Origin of the sequence: Pseudomonas shirazensis, from assembly GCF_050496565.1 — a bacterium.
GTDB classification, from domain to species: domain Bacteria; phylum Pseudomonadota; class Gammaproteobacteria; order Pseudomonadales; family Pseudomonadaceae; genus Aquipseudomonas; species Aquipseudomonas shirazensis_A.
The window spans coordinates 835,963-858,103 of sequence record NZ_JBNWAE010000001.1; the positions used below are offsets into that span (position 1 = coordinate 835,963).

Sequence of the window (22,141 nt, forward strand, 5' to 3'; positions counted from 1 at the left end):
TACGCTCCATTCGGATTGATCTGAGTTAGTGTCGGAAAGATCGGGCAAGTTGCATGGTCAATTCTGAAGGATTCCGTCCTTTGCATGCTAGCCGTTGGTCGCGTATTCGATTAACTAGTTGAATACTAAGGCTTTTATCTGTGTTTTTGGCCTGGCACGGTGGTTGCGAAGATATTTGGATTTGTTTCAAAAGGAGCACTCAGCATGGCTTTTTCTCCACGAAGCGCCGTTTTGGCGCTGTCCATCGCCGCTTTCACCTCTCCGGTGTTTGCTGATCCGCTGCAAGACGCCCGCCTGCAAGGCGCGCTGCAAACCGCACTGTCGCTCAACCGTCTGCTCAATCCGTTTCGTATCGAGGTGGCGGTGCAGGAACAGCAGGCGCGCCTCACCGGTGAGGTCGAAAGCGCCGTGGAGCGCCAGCTGGCCGAGGATGTAGCACTGGCTACCCGCGGTATTGAGCAGGTGGATAACCAGTTGCAGGTCAACCCCGGTCTGGTCGAGCAGTCGCTGGACCTGCGCGCTTACGCCCAGCGGCTGGAGGATGCAACGCTGACAGCTATTGTTCGTGCGCGTTTGTCCTGGGCGCAGGTAACCAGCAAGGCGCCGATTGAAGTAGACAGTCGCGATGGCGTGGTCACCTTGCGCGGTCGCGTCGACCGGGTCGAGGCCAAGGAAGTGGCAGGCGTGCTGGCACGCACCACCGACGGTATCCACCTGGTCAACAACCTGATCAGCCTGGACACAGCGGCAATGGCCAAGGCCCGCGAGACGCCTGTGGCCGCAGCCCAGGACGAGCAGCCTTCCGATAGCTGGATCATCAACAAGATTCAGAGCAGCTACGGCTACAGCCGTAACCTGGATGGCCTCAACCTAAAGGTCAGCAGTGAGCAAGGCATGGTCCGCCTGGCGGGTGAGGTGGTCAGCCGTGAGCAGAAAACCATCGCTGTCGAGGTAGCGCGGCAAATCCTTGGTGTGCGCGGGGTTGACGCTGATTTGCTCAAGGTGGCGACCAAGGTGGAGGGTTGAGTCGTGCAATACGCACGACGCTAACGGGCCCATCGTGCAGGATACGTCCTACAGGCACTACCTGCATGTAGCTAACTTATTGAAATATATACGTTTTTTAACATTGGCAAGACTGGCATGCAGGCTGCAATTACTTGTTCATAGCGTTTAACAAGAACATTGCAGGAGACATCGGCATGAGTCGCCAACCAGTCAACCAGTCGCAGACCACCGCAGTGCCAGTACGTCAGTTTCTGTTCGTGGCACTTGCCCTGTTGGTAACCCTGGCCGCCGGCCAGTTTTACTACAGCCTGCAGACTGCACGACTGGCCGATCAGGTGGCAGCGCAGACAGCGCTGTTGAGCCAGATCCAGGCAACCCGTGCCAACAACCTGGTGCGTGCGGCAGATCCACAGCCGTCGCCCAAGGCCTCGTCACCCGCCACTGTGCAAAACGTAGTACCGCAGGATCGCTGGGTGTTCTAAGGCGCCTGCATACAATTTCAAGGAAAAAGGAGATTCATCATGCTTAGTTGGGCTATCACATTCCTGATCATCGCCATTGTCGCTGCCGTGCTGGGCTTCGGTGGTATCGCTGGCGCTGCTACCGGTATTGCCAAGATCCTGTTCATCGTCTTCTTGGTGCTGTTCATTGCTTCGTTCTTCTTCGGGCGCGGCAGGCGCTAAGCCATGAAGCGGATGATCAGCAAAGCCCTGGCTACTGCCCTGCTGTTGGGCAGTAGCGCGGCGGCGATGGCGGCCAATGATGGCCAGGTCCACGCCAACCAATTGTTGGCGACGGACCCTGAGTATGTTGAAACCTGGCAGGACACCATCAAAGGTGAGGAGCGATTGCCCGAGTGGGTGATCAACCTCAGCGGTAGTTCGCAGGAGCAGATGTCGGCGGTAACAGAGGACGGCGACAAGTACCTTGTCGGTCCGCTGTGCGAATCGGACGACAAATGCACGTACAAGCGCCTGATCGTGGCGTTTAGCTGGGACAAGGACGATGCCTACGGGATGCTCGTGGAGGTACCCGAGGGGTTGCCCAAGGACAAGTCGCCAACTCGCCATGCGCAATACCGCTGGCTGGGCAAGCCGGATGACGGCATGAAGGCGATGTTGCAGGAGCAACTCAAGCGTGATCCGAAGTGGTACTGACTAAAGTTCACGCAACTGTAATGCAATAGAAGCCGAACCTTTCTAAGGTTCAGGCTTCTATGATGCGCCGACTCGAAGAGGGTTGGCACATGACCATGGGGCCGGGCTGTTCTGACTGCTGCAGGGTCGGAGTGGCCTAGGGGTACAGGGAGTGCCTCCATTGACTGGGCCGGGTCAGGAAAAGATGGCATCGGAAGTCTCAGGTCTGGCAGTGCCGAATGCACCGTGCCAGGCCTGGCTTCCGAAGCATCTATGGATGTGCTCAGAGCGCTTGTTGCAAAATCTTGCTGAAGACACATTTTTTCGTGACCGTACATCGAATTATTTTCCTCGCTGACATCCCCCTTCCTACACCCTGTGCATCCCATTCGGATTGTCGAACAGAAGTTGTGCATGACCATGCCATATCTGCCAAATTGGCCGTTTCATGGCGCTTTGGTCTTGTTCGGAAAGCCGAACGTTATAAATCAATGACTTGCAGCTGCGTCGTTTTGCCTCGGGCTATTATGCCGATCCGGCATAGGGTAGTCGTTTCCGGCATTAGACTGGCTCCGCCTGCGTAGCAATAGTTGCCGCCTTTTTCGCTAGCCAGAGCGCCGAACCGCTCGCTTGCGCTGACCTTCGATGGAGTCGTCGTACGGAACAATCTCGCTGCCAAGCATGCTTCTAATGGCTCTGGTACGCGCGTTTCCGCTCGATGCCCATGACCACTAGAAGAAAAGGTAACGACATGAAGAAGGCAAAACTAAGCCTCGCCTGGCAAATCCTCATCGGGCTTGTACTGGGCGTTGCAATCGGCGCGCTGCTGAACCATTTCAGTGCAGAAAAGGCATGGTGGATCACCAATGTCCTGCAGCCAGCCGGTGATATCTTCATTCGCCTGATCAAGATGATCGTCGTCCCGATCGTGATTTCGTCGCTGATCGTGGGTATCGCCGGGGTTGGCGACGCGAAGAAGCTGGGCAGTATCGGCCTGAAGACCATTCTCTACTTCGAGGTAGTGACGACCATTGCCATCGTCGTCGGCCTGGGCCTGGCCAACCTGTTCCACCCTGGTGTCGGCATCGACATGAGCACTCTGGGTACGGTGGATATCTCCAAGTACCAGGCCACTGCGGCCGAGGTGCAGCATGAGCATGCGTTCATCGAGACCCTGCTCAACCTGATCCCTTCGAACATCTTTGCAGCGGTTGCCCGCGGCGAAATGCTGCCGATCATCTTCTTCTCGGTGATGTTCGGTCTGGGCCTGTCGAGCCTGCAGGCTGACCTGCGTGATCCGCTGGTACGCACCTTCCAGGCCGTATCGGAAACCATGTTCAAGGTCACCCACATGATCATGAACTACGCCCCGATCGGCGTGTTCGCCCTGATCGCTGTGACCGTCGCCAACTTCGGCTTCTCGTCGCTGCTGCCGCTGGCCAAGCTGGTGGTGCTGGTGTACTTCGCCATCGCCTTCTTCGCCTTCATGGTGCTGGGCCTGGTCGCGCGGATGTTCGGCTTCTCGATCATCAAGATCATGCGCATCATGAAAGACGAAATGATCCTCGCCTACTCCACCTCCAGCTCCGAGACCGTGTTGCCACGTGTGATCGAGAAGATGGAGAAGTACGGCGCGCCGAAGTCGATCTGCAGCTTCGTGGTACCGACTGGCTACTCGTTCAACCTCGACGGCTCGACCCTGTACCAGAGCATCGCGGCAATCTTCATTGCCCAGCTGTATGGCATCGACCTGTCGTGGAGCCAGCAGCTGCTGCTGGTGCTGACCTTGATGGTCACCTCCAAAGGTATCGCCGGTGTGCCGGGCGTGTCGTTCGTGGTCCTGCTGGCGACCCTGGGCAGTGTTGGCATCCCGCTGGAAGGCCTGGCATTCATCGCCGGTGTCGACCGCATCATGGACATGGCGCGGACTGCCCTGAACGTGATCGGCAATGCCCTGGCCGCACTGGTCATCGCTCGTTGGGAAGGTATGTACGACTCGGCCAAGGGTGAGGCGTATTACAACTCGCTGCCGCATATGGCCGGTAACAAGGTTGCTGGCGCTGTGGGCGAAGCGGCCAAGCAGTAAGATTTGCGGTGGTTGGGGCCGCTTTGCGGCCCTTTCGCGACACAAGGCCGCTCCTACAGAAGCATCCGGCCTTCGAACGCGGTTTGCTCTTTGTAGGAGCGGCCTTGTGTCGCGAAAGGGCTGCGCAGCAGCCCCTCTGTCAGGCGGTACCGACTCAAGGTGAACAAAAGCCCCGCATGCCGGGGTTTTTTGTTGCCTGCAGGAAAGTACCCAACCGCTTGCGTTATCATGCGTGGCATTTTTCGGGGGAACACGCGGATGCTAAACGGCCTTTGGCTCAGCTTTTTCCTGGTCGCGGCCATCTCCGCCATGGCGCAGTGGCTGGTCGGCGGCAACGCCGGGATCTTCGCCGCGATGGTCGAGAGCATCTTTGCCATGGCCAAGCTGTCGGTCGAAGTCATGGTCCTGCTGTTCGGCACCCTGACCCTGTGGCTGGGCTTTCTCAAGGTTGCCGAGCAGGCCGGCATTGTCGAATGGCTGGCGAAGATGCTCGGCCCGCTGTTCGCCCGGCTGATGCCGGAGGTGCCCCGTGGCCACCCTGCGCTGGGCCTGATCACCATGAACTTCGCCGCCAATGGCCTGGGCCTGGACAACGCGGCGACGCCGATCGGCCTGAAGGCCATGCGCGCGCTGCAGGAGCTCAACCCGAGCAGCACCACGGCGAGCAATGCGCAGATCCTGTTTCTGGTGCTCAACGCCTCATCGCTGACCCTGCTGCCGGTGACCATCTTCATGTTCCGCGCCCAGCAAGGCGCGCCTGACCCGACCATGGTGTTCCTGCCAATCCTGCTGGCGACCAGCGTCTCGACCCTGGTCGGCCTGCTGTCGGTCGCGGTGATGCAGCGCCTGCGGCTGTGGGACCCGGTGGTGCTCGCTTACCTGATCCCTGGTGCGCTGCTGCTGGGCGGCTTCATGGCGTTTCTGGGGACGCTGTCGGCGACCGCGCTGGCAGGCCTGTCGTCGATCCTGGGCAACCTGACTCTGTTCGGCATCATCATGTCGTTCCTGGTGGTTGGCGCCCTGCGCCGGGTCAAGGTGTACGAAACCTTCATCGAAGGCGCCAAGGAAGGCTTTGACGTCGCCAAGAGCCTGTTGCCGTATCTGGTCGCCATGCTCTGTGCAGTAGGCGTGCTGCGCGCTTCCGGGGCGCTGGAGCTGGCACTGGACGGGATTCGCCACGCGGTGCAGTGGTTTGGCCTGGACACGCGCTTCGTCGACGGCCTGCCCACCGCGCTGGTCAAGCCGTTCTCGGGCAGCGCGGCGCGGGCGATGATGATCGAAACCATGCAAAGCCAGGGCGTCGACAGCTTCCCGGCGTTGGTTGCGGCCACCATTCAGGGCAGCACCGAGACCACCTTCTACGTGCTGGCGGTGTACTTCGGTGCGGTCGGTATCCAGCGCGTGCGCCATGCAGTGGGCTGCGCGCTGCTGGCCGAGCTGTCCGGGGTGATCGCGGCGATCTGCGTCTGCTACTGGTTCTTCGCCTGAGCCTGAGCCTGAGCCTGAGCAACCTGAGCCAGTGTCCAGTCGACCAGCTGGCTCATCAGCTGGTCACTGGCGGCACCAAAGCCTGTGACCACCGCAGGCACCTGGGTAGCACTTAGCGGCTGGCGCACTTCAAAGCGCCGGCTGGCGACGATGCGCTGGCTGCGGCCCTGGACCAGGCGCGCATCGTAGCTGATCACCACCTCCACCCTGCCCTCGCGGTATTCGCTGTTGAACGCCAGCAGCTCGCCGGCCAGCTCGTAGTCGGCTTGCAGATTGCTGTCGTCGGCGCTCAGGCGCTGTACCCGGCCGTCACGCTGGAAGCCATCGAGCAGCCGGTTGCGTACCAGCAACGGCACCGGGTCGCTCCAGCGGGCGCCTTTGTAGCCACTGATCACGTCGCCCTCGGCGATCACCGCAATGCGCTGTCCGGCCAGTGCCTCGCTGGCCAACGGCTTGTTCACCCGCAGTGACCAGACCAGCGGCGTATTGCTGCTGATGGGTTGCTTGACCGGCAGGCGGTAGATATCCACCGGCGGGCTTTGCGGCAGGATCGAGCAGGCGCTGGCCAGGCTCAGCGTGGCCAGCAGGGCGATCAGGCGCAGCGGGGTCATGGCTGGAACTCCTTGTCATTGTCGCGGCCCAGCAGGTAGCCGCTGGGGTCGGCTTCGAGGCGGCGCGAGATGCCCTTGAGGGCATTGAGGGTTTCGCGCAGTTCGCGGATCGCCGGGGTCAGCTGGTTCAAGCCCTGCGCGCCATCGTCGATGGCCTCGCGGTTGTTCTTGAGCAGGTCGTTGATGGTCGCGGTGCTCTCGGCCAGGGCGTTCATGGCCTGCTCGGCGCTGCCAAAGGCTTGCTTGCCCTGGGTGCCGAGCAAGCCGTTGGCGTTGCGCATCAGCGCCTGGGTCTCGGCCAGGGTGGCGTTGGCCTGCTTGCCGACTGCAGCCAGCTGGGCGATGGCGTCGCTGATACCGCCCTTTTGGCTGGCGAAAGCGCCGGTGGTCTGCTCAAGGTTGGCCAAGGTGTTGCTGAGGCGGCTGACGTTGTCGTCGGAGAGCAGCTGATTGGCGTTGTGCAGCAACAGGTTGATGTTGCCGACCACGTCGCTGCTGTCGTTGAGCAGGCGCGAGATCGGCGATGGCGAGGCAACGATCACCGGCAACTGGCCGTCCTTGCCTTTGAGTTCGGGGCTTTGCGGGGTTCCGCCGCTGAGCTGGATAAAGGCGTTGCCGGTAACCCCGGCCAGGGTCAGCTTGGCCTGGGTGTCCTGCTTGACCGGCGTGTCGGCGCTGAGGCGGATGCGTGCCAGCACCCGGCGCGGGTCTTGCGGGTCCAGGCGCAGGGTGGTGACGTCACCGACCTTGATGCCGTTGTACTGCACCGGGCTGCCGCGCGACAGGCCGGACACCGCCTCGTTGAATACCACCTGATAGTCCTTGAAGGTCGAGTCGACGCTGGACTTGGTCAGCCACAGGCCGAACAACAAGGCGCCAGCCACGACCAGAACGGTGACCAGACCGATCAACACATGATGAGCTCGGGTTTCCATGCTTCAGCGCTCCTGCCCGACACGGCTGGCAGCTTGAGCCGCTGCGCGCCCGCGTGGGCCGTGAAAGTAATCGTGGATCCAGGGGTCGTCGGTAAGCTCGACCTCGGCCAAGGGGCCGGCTACCAGCACCTTTTTCTGCGACAGCACGGCGATGCGGTCGGTAATGGTGTACAGCGTATCCAGGTCATGGGTGATCAGGAACACGCTCAAACCCAGCGCGTCGCGCAGGGTCAGGATCAACTGATCGAAGGCCGCTGCGCCGATTGGGTCGAGCCCGGCGGTGGGTTCATCCAGAAACAGGATGTCCGGGTCCAGCGCCAATGCCCGCGCCAGCGCCGCGCGCTTGATCATCCCGCCCGACAGCGATGCGGGGTACTTGTCGGCGGCGGAAATCGGCAGCCCGGCCAGGGCCAGCTTGACCCCGGCCAGATGCTCGGCATCGCTGCGCGACAGGCCAGCGTGTTCGATCAAAGGCAGGGCTACGTTTTCGGTTATGGTCAGCGACGAGAACAACGCGCCCTTCTGGAACAGTACGCCAAAGCGCCGCTCGACCTGCGAGCGCTGTTCGTTGTCGAGGGTGGCCAGGTCCTGGCCGAACACCTTGACCTGACCCTCGTCGGGCTGGCGCAGGCCAACGATACTGCGCAGCAGCACCGACTTGCCGCTGCCCGAGCCGCCAACTACCGCGAGAATCTCGCCTTTGTACAGATCAAGGTCGAGGTTCTCGTGCACGCTCTGGGTGCCAAAGCGGTTGCACAGCCCGCGCGCCTCGATAACTGCCTGGGTTGCTGCACTCACCAGCCCATCTCCATGAAGAACAGCGCGGCAACGGCATCCAGCACGATCACCACGAAGATCGACTGGACCACGGCCGAGGTGGTGTGGGCGCCAACCGACTCGGCACTGCCGCTGACCTTGAAGCCTTCCAGGCAACCGATCGCGGCAATCAGAAAGGCAAAGAACGGCGCCTTGGCCAGGCCTACCAGCAGGTGCTGCACACCGATATCGGTCTGCAACAGCGAGAGGAACATGGCCGGCGAGATATCCAGCGACAGCGCACAGACCACGCCGCCACCGACGATGCCGCAGATCATCGCGACAAACGTCAGCAGCGGCAGTGTGATCAGCAATGCCAGTACGCGTGGCACTACCAGCAGTTCGATCGGGTTGAGTCCGAGGGTGCGGATGGCGTCGATCTCTTCGTTGGCCTTCATCGAGCCGATCTGCGCCGTGAAGGCGCTGGCGGTGCGCCCGGCCATGAGGATGGCCGTCAGCAGCACGCCAAACTCACGCAGGAACGAGAACGCTACCAGGTCCACGGTGAAGATGGTCGCACCAAACGCGGCGAGCACCGTGGCGCCGAGAAAAGCCACCACTGCGCCGACCAGAAAGGTCAGCAAAGCGATGATTGGCGCGGCGTTCAGGCCAGTCTGTTCGATATGGGCAACGACCGGTGTGAGCCGCCAGCGGTGTGGCTGCAGCGCGCGCAACAGCAGGGTCTGGATGATCAGGCCAATGAAGCCGAGCAGTTGCAGGGTGTCGCCCCACAGCTTGTTGACCGAGCAGCCGATCCGCTCGAGCAGCATCAGCAGCACCGGCCGTTCGGCTTGCTTGAGCGGAATGCAGTAATCCTGCACCGAGTGGTAAACCGTCTTCAGCAGGGCCCGATTGGCCGCGCCGAGGTCATCGGTGCAGCGCGACAGGCGCTCGCTGCCGAGCAGTTCGGCCAGCAGCGAGGCGCCGGCAGTGTCGAGGCGGCCGAGCTGGCTGAGGTCGGCGCAGGTGTCACTGCTGTATTGACTGCGCAGGCGCTCGCTGTCGCGCTTGAGCTGGGCGTAGTGGGCCAGGGTCCAGTCACCGCTGATACGCAGGCACGGCGGTTGGCTGCTGGTGTCCAGAGTGGCGCTCGGTGTAGTCATGGGCTCCATGCTTCTGACAGTGCGCGAGGAAGGCACCGATCATAGCGCAGTGCAGGCGCTGCCGGGCAATGGCAATCTGCTCAGCTGGCCGGGCCCGTTGCAGCGTCAACCACCTTGAAGCGCAGCACGCCGATAACCTGGCCATCCTCGGTCAGCACGCGGACTTGCCAGCGGCCCACCGGGTTGGGCGGGAAGTTCTGCTTGTGGGTCCAGGCACGGTAGCCTTCCTTGCGCCCGCCATGAATATCCAGGGCAATCCGGTCGACCTCTTGGCCGTTCAACTGCCAGACATGATAGATGCGCTCGTTGAGCCCGCGCGGTGCGTTGATCGCGGTGTATGCATACAGCCCGGCGCCGCGAATCTGGCTGACCGGGATCTCATCCAGCGAATCACCCGGCTCGCGGTTAATCACTTCGGTGCTCACCGCCACTTCGGTCAGCCACAGCGTGGCGGGCGGCACCCAGGAGCGCAGCAGCCAGCCGCCGGCACCCACCGACAACGTCACCAGCACCAGGGCGACGCCGCGGCGCCAGCTGGTGATCGGGAAGCTGCTGGCCAGGCTCGGGAACGACAGCGCCATGGCCGCGATCAGCGCCAGCTTGAAGCTCTGCGCGGTGGTCAGGTGGAGGATGATCGGCAGCGCCGTCAGCAGCGCGGCAAACAGGGTCAGGGTATGCAAGGCCATGAACAGCCAGCGCCGCGGCGCCAGCCAGCGGTAGTACAGCGGGTCGACGATCGAGATCAGACCGGCGGCGCCAAGCAGGCCGGTGAAGATCAACTGGCCGCTGTTCCAGGTGGTGGTGATGAAGAAAAATGGCAGGACGAAGAACAGGCTTTCCTGGTGGATCATCTGGGTGGCGTAACGCAGCAGCGGCTGCGGGATCTCGCGCTTGAAGGTGCGGGCGAACAAACCGGTCAGGGTGTTCTCCAGCATCAGCCATATCCAGCTGACCAACAGCAGGATCGCCACCCAGCTGGCCAGCCCGGCCTGACGGTCGACCAGGATGAAACTGCCGATCCCGGAGAGGAAGCCGCCAAGCGCGATAACGCCTGGGTAGCGTTTGAGCAGTTCGATGATGCGCTGGACTATATGCGGGATGGGCGGCATGGACGGGCTACAGAAAGAGTATGAGGGCCACCATCGCGGGAGCCCCGCGATGGCTGTGCACAGCTTACCGCTGAATCAGCGCTGGCGTGTAGCACCGCTGGGCTTGCTCGGTGTGTGACGGCGGCGGCGCAGCAGGCCCAGGGCGAGAATCACACCGAGCAGCAAGGCGACCAGGCCATACAGTTCGTCATAGCCAAGCAGCGGCTGCTCGATGCGCACATAGCCCGGCTCCTTGAGCAACTCCTGCAAGGCGGCGTCGGCCTGTTTCAGACTGACCTGGCGCAATGCGCGGATCGGGTCGCTGAAGCGGCCGTCGGTGTAGTTGTTCAAGCCGCCCCAGTAGTAGTCGGCCAAAGCGCTGTTGCCCTGGCTGTTCCAGCTCTCGCGGGCGATGGCGGCTTCTTTGATACGGGCAAAGGTGTCCGCGTCCAGACCGTTTTTGCGCAGGTGCTCGAACAGCTCCTGCAGCACCTTGATCGCTGCGTTGAGGTCTTCGCGCTCGAGGTCGGCGTTGAGGCTGAGCATGCCGCTGTCGCCGAAGCTTTCGCGCTGCACCGAAGGCCCGTAGGACAGGCCGTGGCGCAGGCGCAGCTGGTCGTACACTGCCCACTCCAGGTAACGCGAGACCAGGTCGAGGGTTTGCTCGTGGCCGCTGTCCAGCACCGGCTCGATGAACAGCCAGTGCAGTTTCACGCTGTCGCCCAGCCAGCCGCGGGTCAGGTCGCGGCGCTGTTCGGCCTGCTGGCTGATGCTGTCGAGGTTACGCCGCTCGCCGGGCTCGGTCGCCGGCAGCTCGCCGTAGCTGCGCTCAAGATAGGCCGGCAACAGGCGGTCAAGGCCGCCGACCACGATCAGGGTCATGTTGTTGGCTGCATACCAGTGCTCGCGCAGGGCCTGCACTTGCTCAAGGGTCATGTCGTCGAGGTTGGAGCGCGCCGGGCACTTCAGGCCCAGTTCTACCGCCAGTTGGTCACTGGCGCGGTGGCCGATGTCCTGGCGGTCGAGCCAGCGTTGCAGGTGGCCGTAGTGGCCGCCGTCTTCGCGCTCGATGATCTGCTTGGCAGTGGCCAGGGCCTTGGCGTCGATTTTGGTATCGCGCACGGCCGCCAGCAGCAGGTCGAGCACTTTGCGCTGATTGCGCGCGGGGGCCTCGATAACGAAGGTGGTGTCGGCGCTGCTGGTGTAGGCATTCCACTCCCCGCCCAGCGCCTGCATGCGTTCTTCCAGGCCGCCCTCGCCGGTTTCATCGACGCCGCTGAACAGCAGGTGCTCGAGCAGGTGCGGCAGCTCACGCTGGTCGCACTCGAAGTCATCGAGGCCAACCCCGACGATCAGGCGGATCGCGACGTGGTCGCGCTCGTAGCCGGATTTGAGGATGACCTGCAGGCCGTTGGGCAACAGGTAGCCTTCGACCTTGGAGCGGTCGAGGGCCAGGGTCGGCAGGCTGCAGATCAGCAGGCAGATCAACATCAGGCTACGCATAGGCGAGCGGGGGTCTCCAGGTGGTGCAGATCAGGGCTGGCGGGCTTCGTCCGGCACGCTGTCGAGCATAAGCCCGCCGGTGTCAGAGCCGCCCAGTACCACATAGGCACTGCTGCAGAACAAAGAGTTCAACCGCTTCATGTCGGCGATCAGCTCCAGATGCAGTGAACTGGTCTCGATACTCTGCACCACTTTGCGTTGCAAACGGCTGACATGGGCATGGGCCAGGCGCCGTTCCTGGGCGCGGAAACGGCGTTTCTCACGCAGCAGCAACTGGGCGCTTTCCGGGTCGGCGCTGAGAAAAACCGACAAGCCCAGGCGCAGGTTGGCCAGTAGCTGCTCCTGCAGGCCGGTCAGCTCTTCCAGGCCGACCTGGGAGAACTCACGGCGGTGCGAGGTTTTTTGCTGCTGGACCTTGCGCAGCATGCGCTCGATCAGGTCGCTGGCCATCTTCAGGTTTACCGAGATCTCGATGATCTCGGCCCAGCGCCGGTTGTCCGGGGCGCTGAGGTCTTCGCGGTCCATCTGCGCCAGGTACAGCTTGATCGCGCTGTACAGGGCGTCGACGTCTTCGGTGTAGGCGCGGACCTGCTGCGGCAATGCGGTCTGAGTGCCGCGCAAGGCGGCGAGCATGGCCTCGAGCAGGCTCTCGACGATGTCGCCCAGGCGCAGTGTTTCACGCGCCGCGTTGGCCAGGGCCAGGCTTGGCGTTTGCAGCGCGGACGGGTCGAGATGGCGCGGGCGGATCTGGCCGTTGCTGCTCTCACGCTCCGGCAGGAGGAAATTGCACAGCCGCGCCATCGGTGTAACGGTGGGCAGCATGAGCACGCAGCGCATCGTGTTGTAGAGCAGGTGGAAGCCGATCACCAGTTCCTGCGGGCTGAGCTTGAGGGTGTCCATCCAGTCGACCAGCGGGTGCAGCACCGGGATCATCAGCAGCAGGCCGATCAGTTTGTACAACAGGCTGCCCAGTGCCACCCGGCGGCCTGCCGAGTTCTGCATGCTGGTGGTCAGAAATGCTAGCAGACCGCTGCCGATGTTGGCGCCGATCACCAGGCCGATGGCCACCGGCAGGCTGATCAGGTCCGAGCCGGCCAGGGTTGCGGTGAGCAGCACAGCCGCCAGGCTCGAGTAGGAAATCATCGCGAACAGGGCGCCGACCAGGGCGTCGAGAAGGATATCCCCGGTCAGCGAAGCGAACAGCACCTTGACCCCTTGCGCCTGGGTGATCGGCGTGGCCGCCTGCACGATGAGTTGCAGGGCCAGGATGATCAGGCCCAGGCCAATCGCTACGCGGCCCATCTGGCCGAGGCGAGTCTGCTTGCGCGAGAGGAAGAAGATCACCCCGATGAACAGCAGCAGGGGCGACAACCACGACAGGTCGAAAGTCAGCACCCTCGCCATCAGCGCGGTGCCGACGTCGGCACCAAGCATGATGGCCAGCGCCGGGGTCATCGCCATCAGGCCCTGGCCGACGAACGAGGTCACCAGCATGGCGGTGGCGTTGCTGCTCTGGACCATGGCTGTGACGACGATCCCGGCGAGAAACGCCAGCGGGCGTTTGCTCATGTTCTGGCTGATCACCCGGCGCAGGTTCGAGCCGTACACCCGCAGGATGCCGGTGCGCACGATATGCGTGCCCCATACCAGCAGCGCGACCGCCGAGAGCAGATTGAGCAAAGTCAGCATAGGCAAAGCCCCCGTTGCAATTGCCCCAAGACGGGGCCAAGAAATGAAGCCGTGAGCCTGGCCCGGGGCTGGGTGGTTGTCCCAGTGCTCACTCAAGCTTTAGTCGTTTTGTGCGTCTGCTGCCAGCTTGGCATGGCTGAAACCTATTTGAAACATTTCACTGGCCCAACCCCGTTGCGCGGTGCCGTGTAGGGGCGGCCTTGTGTCGCGAAAGGGCTGCGTAGCGGCCCCAGATTTCAGCTTCGCCGCGGATATCGCCGGGCCCGCTTCGCGAGCCTTTCGCGACACAAGGCCGCTCCTACACGGACCGCGTCGGGTTGGCGGGGCATAAAAAAGGCCCCGAAGGGCCTTTATCTGCAACTGCCGGGTTTATTGGCCGGGTACGTCTTTACGCAGTTTCACCGCATCAGGCTCGGCGCCTTCCTTGCGCGCACGGGCGGTACGCATGCGGATGTTGATGGCTTCTACCGCCAGCGAGAACGCCATGGCGAAGTAGACGTAGCCCTTCGGCACATGCACATCGAAAGATTCGGCGATCAGCACGGTACCGACAACGATCAGGAACGAAAGTGCGAGCATCTTCAGCGACGGGTGCTTGTCGATGAAGTTACTGATAGCACCAGCGCAGAGCATCATCACCAGCACCGCCACGACGATCGCGGCGATCATCACCGGTACGTGCGAAACCATGCCGACTGCAGTGATCACCGAGTCCAGCGAGAATACGATGTCGATGATGGCGATCTGGATGATGGTGTAGAGGAACTTGCCCCCGGCGCCTTTCGGGCCGTCGCTGCTCTCGTCTTCACCTTCCAGGCCGTGATAGATCTCTTGCGAGCTCTTCCACAGCAGGAACAGGCCACCGAAGAACAGAATCAGGTCGCGCCCGGAAATACCTTGGCCGAACACTTCGAACAGGTCGGCAGTAAGGCGCATTACCCAGGTGATCGACAGCAACAGCAGGATCCGCGTGACCATGGCCAGGGCCAGGCCGAAGATCCGGGTGCGCGGCTGCATGTGCTTGGGCATGCGGCTGACCAGGATCGAGATCATGATGATGTTGTCGATACCGAGGACGATCTCAAGTGCCGTCAGGGTCAAAAAGGCGACCCAGATTTCTGGGCTGGTCAGCCATTCCATATGTATTCCTTCGAACGTGAAAAGGCGCTGCGCCCGATAGGGACGCAGCGCGATGGGGCTTATGAATTAGAGACTGCTGAACAGCGGGAAAGTCCCCAGCAGCAGTGCGCCAAGCATTATGCACATGCACACCAGCACTGCCCACTTGAGCGTGAAGCGCTGATGATCACCAAACTCGATGCCGGCCAGCGCGACCAGCAGATAGGTCGAGGGCACCAGCGGGCTGAGCAGATGCACTGGTTGGCCGACGATCGACGCGCGGGCCATTTCCACCGGGGTGATGCCGTAGTGGCTGGCCGCTTCGGCCAGCACCGGCAGCACGCCGTAGTAGAAGGCATCGTTGGACATGAAGAAGGTGAACGGCATGCTGACGATGGCGGTGATCACGGCCAGGTACGGGCCGAGTGCATCCGGGATGACCGCCAGCAGGCTTTTCGACATGGCGTCGACCATGCCGGTGCCGGACAGAATGCCGGTGAAGATACCGGCGGCGAAGATCAGCCCGGTGACTGCCAGCACGCTGCCGGAGTGAGCGGCGATGCGGTCCTTCTGCTGTTGCAGGCACGGGTAGTTGACGATCATGGCGATACTGAAGGCCACCATGAACAGCACCGGCAGTGGCAGCAGGCCGGCGATCAGCGCGACCATCAGGGCCAGGGTCAGGGCACCGTTGAACCAGATCAGCTTCGGCCGACGTGCTTCCGGGAACTGCGACACGCTGATACCGCTGTGGTCGATGTCATCGGTCGGCAGGTGCAGCTCACCCAGGCGAGCCCGTTCACGCTTGCCGTACATGTAGGCGATGACCAGGATCGCCACTACACCGAAGGCCATGGCCGGGATCATTGGTACGAAGATGTCGGACGGGTCTACATGCAGGGCGCTGGCGGCGCGAGCGGTCGGGCCGCCCCATGGCGTCATGTTCATGACCCCGCCAGCGAGGATGATCAGGCCGGCCATGATCCGTGGGCTCATGCCCAGTCGGCTGTAGAGCGGCAGCATGGCGGCGCAGCAGATCATGTAGGTGGTTGCACCGTCGCCGTCGAGCGAAACCACCAGGGCCAGTACTGCGGTACCGACCGAGACTTTCAGCGGGTCACCTTTGACCGCCTTGAGGATCAGCCGCACAGCCGGGTCGAACAGGCCGGAGTCGATCATCAGGGCGAAGTAGAGAATGGCGAACATCAGCATCACGCCGGTTGGCGCAAGCTTGGTGATGCCTTGCAGCATCATCGGACCGATTTCGGAAGAAAAACCACCGAACAGGGCGAACAGGATCGGTACCAGGATCAACGCGATCAAGGCCGACAGGCGCTTGGTCATGATCAGGTACATGAAGGTGATGACCATGGCAAAGCCGAGGAAGGTCAGCATGGCAATACTCCAGGCGTGGCGCGACGAATGAAAGAAGACGCTTCGGGCGGATCAGCGCGTGGGGCGCTGTGCTTGGAGTAGCCGGAGGGGTGCTGCGAAGAGGCGGACACAGGAAGACATCAGAATCACCATTGTTGTTGTTGATTGGGCCGGGTGCGGACTGGTCCGGGTACCCTGGCTGACCGGTCTTGTGCCGGTAGTGGGGGCTATCCTATGAGCGCAAGCTTTCAGCCAGCTTTCGCTGGTGCCAAGGTGACGAGAGGTAATCATGTCTGAGTTTGTCGAGGGCGGCTGCCATTGCGGCGCCATCAGGTATCGCCTGGCGGGCGATCTAAGCGATGTCGCGCACTGCCATTGTTCAATCTGCCGGCGCGTCAGCGGGGGCCTGGTAGTGACGTGGATCACTTTACCCAGGCGCGACTTTCAATGGCTCAAAGGGCGACCGCGGCTGTATGTGGCGCCTGCCAGTTGCAGCCGGTTTTTCTGTGGCGACTGTGGCGCGCACGTGGCCCTCAGCACTGAGCACAGCCCGCAGAGTATCGATGTGACGGTAGCTACTCTGGATAACCCGGAGCGAGTCCAGGCCAACCGGCATATCTGGACCAGCAGCCGGGTAGCCTGGCTGCATCTGGATGAACAGTTGCCGGAAGAAGCCGAAGAAGCGCTGTAAGCCGCCGTTGCTGGCAACGGCAGCTTATGCCTCAGGGCAGTTGCAAGCCGCCGGCCGCCTTGTGCAGGGCGCGCAGGTGTTCACCGATCTGCTTGATGTTGGCTTCCACCGCCTTGATCTCCTTGCCCCGCGCCGGGTCGAGCAAGGCGCGGACTTCGGTGTCGAGGTCGGTGCTCAGGCGCAACAGTTGTGCCTGACGCTCACGGCTGACCTGCTCCAACTGTTTGCGCTCGTCGGGTTGCGGCAAACCGTAGCCATCGGTGCCCAGCAGCTCTGCCGGGCGGCTGAGGAAGCCGCTGTTGGCCAGCATCTGCTGCAAGGTGGCGTTGGCCTTGTCGACCGTGCCGTCCTTCAGTGCCGTGGAATTCAGGTAGCGCTGCTTGACCTCGTCCTGGGCCAGCAGCAACTGCCGGCGCAGCGCCGCTTGTTCGAGTAACAGCAGTGCTGCGCTGGTGCGCAAGTCGGCCCGCTGGAACCATGGCTGGCGCTGTTCGGCATCTTGCGCCAACCAGTCTTCAACCTCGACCTGCTTGACCGGCAACTGCTTCCTGAGCACATCGAACATGGCCTGGTAGCGGTCGCGGTAGGAGTCGAAACGGTAGCCCAGGCGCAGCGCCTCGCGGCGGTCCTCAAGCACACTGGTATCAGCCAGGCCGCGGCCTTTGAGGACCTCGAGCAAGCCGTTGGGCATGATGTTGTCGAGGTCTTTCAGGCGCGGATTGGCGCTGCCACTGCGCAGCAATTTGAGGCCTTCGACTGCGCAGTTGTTGGACAGGAACCAATAGTTGCCGTCATAGCTCCAGTGCATCTCTGCCGCCTGGCGCACGACGTTTTCGACTTCGGCGCGGCTGAGTTTGAGCGGCACCGAGGCAAGGCTGCGCAGTTCGGTCTTGGTGTACTCATCGATCACCTGGTTCAGCGGCAGAACGAACAGCCGTGACGGATAGGCGCCGACCAGGCCGGACCAGCTGGACAGCTGCACATCGTTGACGAAGGCGCGGTACGACAGCACCAGGCTCTGGTCCAGGTCCAGCCGGCAATCCGGGCCACGTGGCCGGCCCGGTGCGCAGATCACCAGGCGCAGCATGCTGTGGCCCCAGCGGCTGACCAGGTTCTGGTTGGCTTCGGCCAGCAGGTAGTCGATTTCGTAAACCCGCTCGGGGTCGATTTCACCCAGCGGTTGGCGGGCGAAGTCGTTGCCGGCATTGATGAATGGCAGGGTTTTCGCGCATTCGTTCTGTTGCGGCGCCCAGGCAAAGTGCTCGCGCAGGTACTGATTGAGGGCGGGCCGGCGGCAGCCGTAGCTTGGGTCGAGGAGGAAGTACTCCATGTTGACCGCCACGTATTCCTTCGGGCTGCTCAGCTCATAACTGTCGGGGCTGCGCACCAGCTGGTTGTTGTGCTGTTCGCGCTCGCCGCGGCGGCCGACATACTGCGGCCAGCCGGCCAGGTCGAGCAGGCGTGGGTCATCGCTGAGGGTGAAGCGTCGTTCGCCTTCGCCGCGGCATTCTTCTGGTAGGCCGATCTTGCCGAGGGTGTCCTGCTGGCGCTTGCAGCGCTTGATCAGCAGGCGATCGGCGCTGGGCCACAGGCGGGCGCGGTCATAGATATGGGTGAGTTCGTGGAGGACGGTGGCCAGCAGCTCTTGGCGTACTGTGCCGTGCGGCCGGCCAGTGGCCTGGTTGGCCGCGCTGCCGTCGGCAAGCGCGGGCAGCAAGCGGCGGTTCAGGTCAAGCGTGGACACCAGCGAGGCCTGGCCATAAGCGTCGGCGGGCATGTGCTCGCTCCAGCTGACCTGCACGCGCCGATCCAGTTGCTGCTTGAACCGCGGCGGCAGCTTTGCCAGCGCTTCATCAAGCAGCGCCTGGGTGGCTTGCTGTTGTTGCTGGTCAAGCCCGTCGGCCTGCAGATCGAGCTGCAGGTCGGCCAGCGCGGGCGCGCCCAGCAGCGTCAGGACGCTGCCCAGCAGCCAGGCACGCATACGCTTCACAGCGCGAGAATAGCTTCGGCGAGCACCTGATCGCTGGCGTCGCGTGCTTCAGGCACACGCTGGCGAATGGTATTGAGTGCCGCTTCAAGCTGTGCACCGCGAATATCACCGCGGCTGGCAACGAAACTGGCGGCGTCGTCGTGGGCATCCTGAACGATCTTCGAGTCGCGGATCGAAGTTGTGGTGTCAGAAGTGAAATCGATCGAACGGCCAAAGGCGCGGACGATGATATTGCTGGTAGCCACCAGAGTCTGTGCATGGGCCAGGTCGGCCAGGAGCAGCATGCCGAGGGAAGCGGCGATCAGCGATTTACGCATGGAGCATCTCCAAACTAATACAGGGAGTCGAATTGAATCATTGGACGAGAATTGCTTCTGCCAGTTCAAGGTCGTCAGCAGATTGATAGCCAGGGCGATGACGCAAGGTGTGCAGTGCCGCCTGTAGACGTACACCCCGGATCACACCGTCGGTGGCAACAAAGGCTGCGGCGTCATCACGAGCCTGAACCATCAGCTTACGATCGAACGGTGCGCTGGTCACCTTGCTGGTGACGTAGCCACTGACAACCAGGCTCTGGGTCGAGACGTCCATGGCATGGGCGCTGCCCATGCCGGCGAGGGCAATCAGCAATGGCGAGAGATAACGCATGGGCTTGGCAGGCTTGAACTCGGAGGGCGAAGGCTAACCCGAATACACGGCGCAGAGCCAGTGCATCCGGGGGTGCCGCAGGGGGTTACAGGGCGAGAATCGCCTGTGCCAGTTGTGCATCGCTGGCCTGCAGGGTTGGCGCCTGCTGGCGGATGTGGCGGAACGCGCTTTCCAGCTTGGCGCCGCGAATCACACCTTCGCTGCCGACAAAGCTGGCGGCGTCGTCGCGTGCAGCCTTGACGATCTTGTCGTCACGGAACGACGAGGTCACATCGGAGGTGGCATCGGTCGTGGCAGCAACGGCGCCGACTACGGCATCGGTGGTGACGATGAAGCTGGTGGCGTTGGCTGTACCAGTCAGGGTCAGCAACAGGGCGGCGCCCAGCAAGTGGTTACGGGACATGGCGATGACTCCTGCAGATAAGGGCGGTGTGCTTGTGGTTATCGGACGCTCACTCGGCCTGTAACGGTACTTTATTTCCCCGGCCGTTAAAGCAAGCGTATCACGCGTTGCTGTTTCCGGATGTGACGCAGCATACGGGTGAACTGTACCGGTATATTTATTAAGGTCGTAAATTGTACTGGTTGGCTCGATATGGAGCCACGTATCAGCCGTAAAACAAAAAACCCGTCACAGTTGCCTGTGACGGGTTTCAGGAATTCTCGGTGCCGGCCTGGGCCGGCAAGCCGGAGCTTAGCGCCAGAACGGCTTGCTCAGCTCTTCGTAACGCTGCGACTCGCTGATGCCGGCGTCAGCCAGAAGGCGACCATCCAGGCGAGCAAGTTGACGGCGGCTGGCGATGCGACGCTGCCACAGGAGCAGAGTGGACAGAGCGCGCAGAGGCAGCGAAGTGTTGGATTGGCTGTTGCTTTCAAAAACCAGACCGGAACTGAGGGTGCGTTCCATGATATGTCTTCCTTCCGCTTGTGGCGGCATTAGGTAGTGATTTAACTGATGCCAATGATCCTCCTCTTGTGTCCATAACAGTAGGTACAGTTCACTTGTATTGAGCGGGTTCAGTTAACTGCGTAACACGACTGTTGCACCGTTAATTAGCGCAACTGTACTGGTGTGCATTATTATGGTGCGTTTATGGCTGCGACGACTGCTTGGCTTGGCGATTGCGCGCGTATTTACCGGTACAGTAGTACAGTTTAACTGGAGTGAAGCGCTCAAACTGTTTTGGTGGATTTGTTTGCCAGGCATTCAGGCAGCACAAAGCCGCGTCGAGCACCTTCTGCCTGAGGCAAAAAGTACGCGACGCGGCTTCGTAGGAGGTCAAACCAGCCTATTCATCTGCAGTCAGCCGACCAGCATGCGCCCGGTTTCTTCCAGGTTTTCATGCCAGCTCAGCGCTTCGCGCAGGACGTGCGGCGTGTGCCCGCCGCGCTGGCAGGCACGCTCGAAGTAGTCGTTCAGCGCCGCTCGGTAATCGGGATGAACACAGTTGTCGATGATCACTCGAGCCCGCTCGCGCGGGGCCAGGCCACGCAAGTCAGCCAGGCCCTGCTCGGTGACGAGGATGTCGACGTCGTGCTCGGTATGGTCGACGTGGCTGACCATCGGTACCACGCTGGAGATCGCGCCCGCTTTGGCGATCGACTTGGTGACAAATATCGCCAGGTGCGCGTTACGGGCGAAGTCCCCCGAGCCACCAATGCCGTTCATCATCCGTGTGCCGCAGACGTGGGTCGAGTTGACGTTGCCATAAATGTCGAATTCGAGCGCTGTGTTGATGCCGATGATGCCCAGGCGCCGCACCACTTCAGGGTGGTTGGAGATCTCCTGCGGGCGCAGCACCAGTTTGTCCTTGTAGCGCTCGAGGTTGCCGAACACATCGGCATTACGCCGGCTCGACAGGGTGATCGAGCTGCCTGAGGCAAAGCTCAGCTTGCCGGCGTCGATCAGGTCGAAGGTCGAATCCTGAAGCACTTCGGAATACATGGTCAGGTCTTCGAACGGCGAGTCGATCAGGCCGCACATGACCGCGTTGGCGATGTTGCCGATGCCGGCCTGCAGTGGGCCCAGCTTGTTGGTCATGCGCCCTGCTTCGACTTCACTCTTGAGGAAGTTGATCAGGTGGTTGGCGATGCCCTGGGTTTCGTCATCCGGGGCCAGCACGGTAGACGGCGAGTCGGGCTGATTGCTGATGACGATGCCGACGATCTTGGCCGGATCGATGGCGATCGCCGGGCTGCCGATGCGGTCGTCGACCTTGGTCAGCGGGATCGGTGTGCGGGTCGGCCGGTAGCTTGGGATATAGATGTCATGCAAACCCTCGAGGTTGGGGTTGTGCGACAGGTTGATCTCGACGATCACCCGTTTGGCGAAAATGGCGAAGCTGGCCGAGTTGCCCACCGAGGTTGTCGGCACGATGTGGCCCTGCTCGGTGATGGCAACTGCTTCGATGACGGCAATGTCCGGCAGCGGCAGCTGCTTGTTACGCAGCTGCTCGACGGTTTCCGACAGGTGCTGGTCGATGAACATCACCATGCCCTGGTTGATCGCCTTGCGCAGTGTGCTGTCGACCTGGAACGGCATGCGCCGGGCGAGTACGCCGGCTTCGGTCAGCTGCTTGTCGAGGTCGTTGCCCAGGCTGGCGCCGGTCATCAGCGTGATTTTCAGCGGCGAGGTTTTCGCGCGTTCGGCAAGTGCGTGCGGTACTGCCTTGGCTTCGCCGGCGCGGGTAAAGCCGCTCATGCCGACGGTCATGCCGTCCTCGATCAGGGCAGCGGCATCGGCCGCACTCATTACCTTGCTGTGCAGGGAGGACAAGCGGATACGATCACGGTACATGGATTGTTATCTCAGGCTACTCAAGCTAGATGCGCAGTCTAGTGATTTCGCCCTGCTCC

Annotated in this window: 22 protein-coding genes; 7 read left to right on the forward strand and 15 right to left on the reverse strand. The window is 62.0% G+C overall.

Annotated elements, in window-relative coordinates:
• The first annotated feature begins 204 nt into the window (after window positions 1-204).
• From ACQZ2L_RS03795 to ACQZ2L_RS03820, 6 genes are all read left to right on the forward strand, one after another.
• The gene (locus tag ACQZ2L_RS03795; protein WP_430324712.1) at window positions 205-1,026 is read left to right on the forward strand and encodes a BON domain-containing protein; all 822 of its coding nucleotides are present in this window, start codon (window positions 205-207) and stop codon (window positions 1,024-1,026) included.
• Between the two features lie 176 nt (window positions 1,027-1,202).
• Window positions 1,203-1,490 carry a hypothetical protein gene (locus ACQZ2L_RS03800; protein WP_101322695.1) on the forward strand — a complete coding sequence of 96 codons (288 nt, stop codon included), beginning with the start codon at window positions 1,203-1,205 and terminating at the stop codon, window positions 1,488-1,490.
• A 39-nt stretch (window positions 1,491-1,529) separates the two neighbouring features.
• A complete protein-coding gene (locus tag ACQZ2L_RS03805) occupies window positions 1,530-1,691 on the forward strand; it encodes a DUF1328 domain-containing protein (RefSeq protein WP_101322694.1) in 162 nt (53 codons plus the stop codon).
• Between the two features lie 3 nt (window positions 1,692-1,694).
• A complete protein-coding gene (locus tag ACQZ2L_RS03810) occupies window positions 1,695-2,165 on the forward strand; it encodes an inhibitor of vertebrate lysozyme family protein (RefSeq protein WP_430324713.1) in 471 nt (156 codons plus the stop codon).
• 730 nt (window positions 2,166-2,895) lie between these two features.
• The gene (gene gltP / locus ACQZ2L_RS03815) at window positions 2,896-4,230 is read left to right on the forward strand and encodes a glutamate/aspartate:proton symporter GltP (protein WP_430324714.1); all 1,335 of its coding nucleotides are present in this window, start codon (window positions 2,896-2,898) and stop codon (window positions 4,228-4,230) included.
• A 258-nt stretch (window positions 4,231-4,488) separates the two neighbouring features.
• Window positions 4,489-5,718 (forward strand): nucleoside recognition domain-containing protein, encoded by a 1,230-nt coding sequence (locus tag ACQZ2L_RS03820; protein WP_430324716.1) that lies wholly within the window; start codon window positions 4,489-4,491, stop codon window positions 5,716-5,718.
• On the opposite strand, the gene ACQZ2L_RS03825 is transcribed toward ACQZ2L_RS03820, so the two are convergent.
• The 9 genes from ACQZ2L_RS03825 to ACQZ2L_RS03865 all read right to left on the reverse strand — a co-directional run bounded on the left by ACQZ2L_RS03825 (window position 5,700) and on the right by ACQZ2L_RS03865 (window position 15,977).
• Window positions 5,700-6,329: an ABC-type transport auxiliary lipoprotein family protein gene (locus ACQZ2L_RS03825; RefSeq protein ID WP_430324717.1), complete on the reverse strand. Its 630-nt coding sequence runs from the start codon at window positions 6,327-6,329 to the stop codon at window positions 5,700-5,702. The two genes, ACQZ2L_RS03820 and ACQZ2L_RS03825, sit on opposite strands and share 19 nt — an antisense overlap.
• Window positions 6,326-7,264, reverse strand: coding sequence for an MlaD family protein (locus ACQZ2L_RS03830; RefSeq protein ID WP_101322689.1), 939 nt, complete (start codon window positions 7,262-7,264; stop codon window positions 6,326-6,328). Before ACQZ2L_RS03830 ends, ACQZ2L_RS03825 begins: the two co-directional genes overlap by 4 nt.
• Before the next feature lie 3 nt (window positions 7,265-7,267).
• Window positions 7,268-8,062 (reverse strand): ABC transporter ATP-binding protein, encoded by a 795-nt coding sequence (locus ACQZ2L_RS03835; RefSeq protein WP_430324719.1) that lies wholly within the window; start codon window positions 8,060-8,062, stop codon window positions 7,268-7,270.
• Window positions 8,059-9,192 carry an ABC transporter permease gene (locus tag ACQZ2L_RS03840; RefSeq protein WP_430324721.1) on the reverse strand — a complete coding sequence of 378 codons (1,134 nt, stop codon included), beginning with the start codon at window positions 9,190-9,192 and terminating at the stop codon, window positions 8,059-8,061. The genes ACQZ2L_RS03835 and ACQZ2L_RS03840 overlap by 4 nt, the downstream gene beginning before the upstream one ends.
• Window positions 9,193-9,263: 71 nt before the next feature.
• On the reverse strand, window positions 9,264-10,292 hold the full coding sequence (locus ACQZ2L_RS03845; RefSeq protein ID WP_430324722.1) for a DUF5924 family protein: 1,029 nt from the start codon (window positions 10,290-10,292) through the stop codon (window positions 9,264-9,266).
• A 75-nt stretch (window positions 10,293-10,367) separates the two neighbouring features.
• On the reverse strand, window positions 10,368-11,774 hold the full coding sequence (locus tag ACQZ2L_RS03850) for a M16 family metallopeptidase (RefSeq protein WP_430324723.1): 1,407 nt from the start codon (window positions 11,772-11,774) through the stop codon (window positions 10,368-10,370).
• 30 nt (window positions 11,775-11,804) lie between these two features.
• Window positions 11,805-13,463 (reverse strand): Na/Pi cotransporter family protein, encoded by a 1,659-nt coding sequence (locus ACQZ2L_RS03855; RefSeq protein ID WP_430324724.1) that lies wholly within the window; start codon window positions 13,461-13,463, stop codon window positions 11,805-11,807.
• Between the two features lie 369 nt (window positions 13,464-13,832).
• Window positions 13,833-14,603, reverse strand: a complete 771-nt coding sequence (locus ACQZ2L_RS03860; protein ID WP_101322683.1) for a TerC family protein — start codon at window positions 14,601-14,603, stop codon at window positions 13,833-13,835.
• 66 nt (window positions 14,604-14,669) lie between these two features.
• A complete protein-coding gene (locus tag ACQZ2L_RS03865) occupies window positions 14,670-15,977 on the reverse strand; it encodes a CitMHS family transporter (RefSeq protein ID WP_314875472.1) in 1,308 nt (435 codons plus the stop codon).
• Between the two features lie 268 nt (window positions 15,978-16,245).
• Here ACQZ2L_RS03865 and ACQZ2L_RS03870 point away from each other — a divergent pair, with 268 nt between their 5' ends.
• Window positions 16,246-16,647: a GFA family protein gene (locus tag ACQZ2L_RS03870; protein WP_430324725.1), complete on the forward strand. Its 402-nt coding sequence runs from the start codon at window positions 16,246-16,248 to the stop codon at window positions 16,645-16,647.
• A gap of 31 nt (window positions 16,648-16,678) precedes the next feature.
• Here ACQZ2L_RS03870 and ACQZ2L_RS03875 read toward each other — a convergent pair whose 3' ends face one another.
• From ACQZ2L_RS03875 to ACQZ2L_RS03900, 6 genes are all read right to left on the reverse strand, one after another.
• Window positions 16,679-18,637: a DUF4105 domain-containing protein gene (locus ACQZ2L_RS03875; RefSeq protein WP_430324726.1), complete on the reverse strand. Its 1,959-nt coding sequence runs from the start codon at window positions 18,635-18,637 to the stop codon at window positions 16,679-16,681.
• Window positions 18,634-18,954 carry a DUF2388 domain-containing protein gene (locus ACQZ2L_RS03880; RefSeq protein WP_101322678.1) on the reverse strand — a complete coding sequence of 107 codons (321 nt, stop codon included), beginning with the start codon at window positions 18,952-18,954 and terminating at the stop codon, window positions 18,634-18,636. The genes ACQZ2L_RS03875 and ACQZ2L_RS03880 overlap by 4 nt, the downstream gene beginning before the upstream one ends.
• A 37-nt stretch (window positions 18,955-18,991) precedes the next feature.
• Entirely contained in the window at window positions 18,992-19,285 is a 294-nt protein-coding gene (locus ACQZ2L_RS03885; RefSeq protein WP_430324727.1) for a DUF2388 domain-containing protein, read from the reverse strand.
• Window positions 19,286-19,370: 85 nt separating this feature from the next.
• Complete coding sequence (locus tag ACQZ2L_RS03890; RefSeq protein ID WP_101322676.1) at window positions 19,371-19,688, reverse strand: DUF2388 domain-containing protein; 318 nt, start codon at window positions 19,686-19,688, stop codon at window positions 19,371-19,373.
• A gap of 291 nt (window positions 19,689-19,979) precedes the next feature.
• A complete protein-coding gene (locus tag ACQZ2L_RS03895; RefSeq protein ID WP_101322675.1) occupies window positions 19,980-20,192 on the reverse strand; it encodes a DUF1127 domain-containing protein in 213 nt (70 codons plus the stop codon).
• Between the two features lie 396 nt (window positions 20,193-20,588).
• Window positions 20,589-22,082, reverse strand: coding sequence for an acetyl-CoA hydrolase/transferase family protein (locus ACQZ2L_RS03900; protein ID WP_430324728.1), 1,494 nt, complete (start codon window positions 22,080-22,082; stop codon window positions 20,589-20,591).
• Window positions 22,083-22,141: the final 59 nt, after the last annotated feature.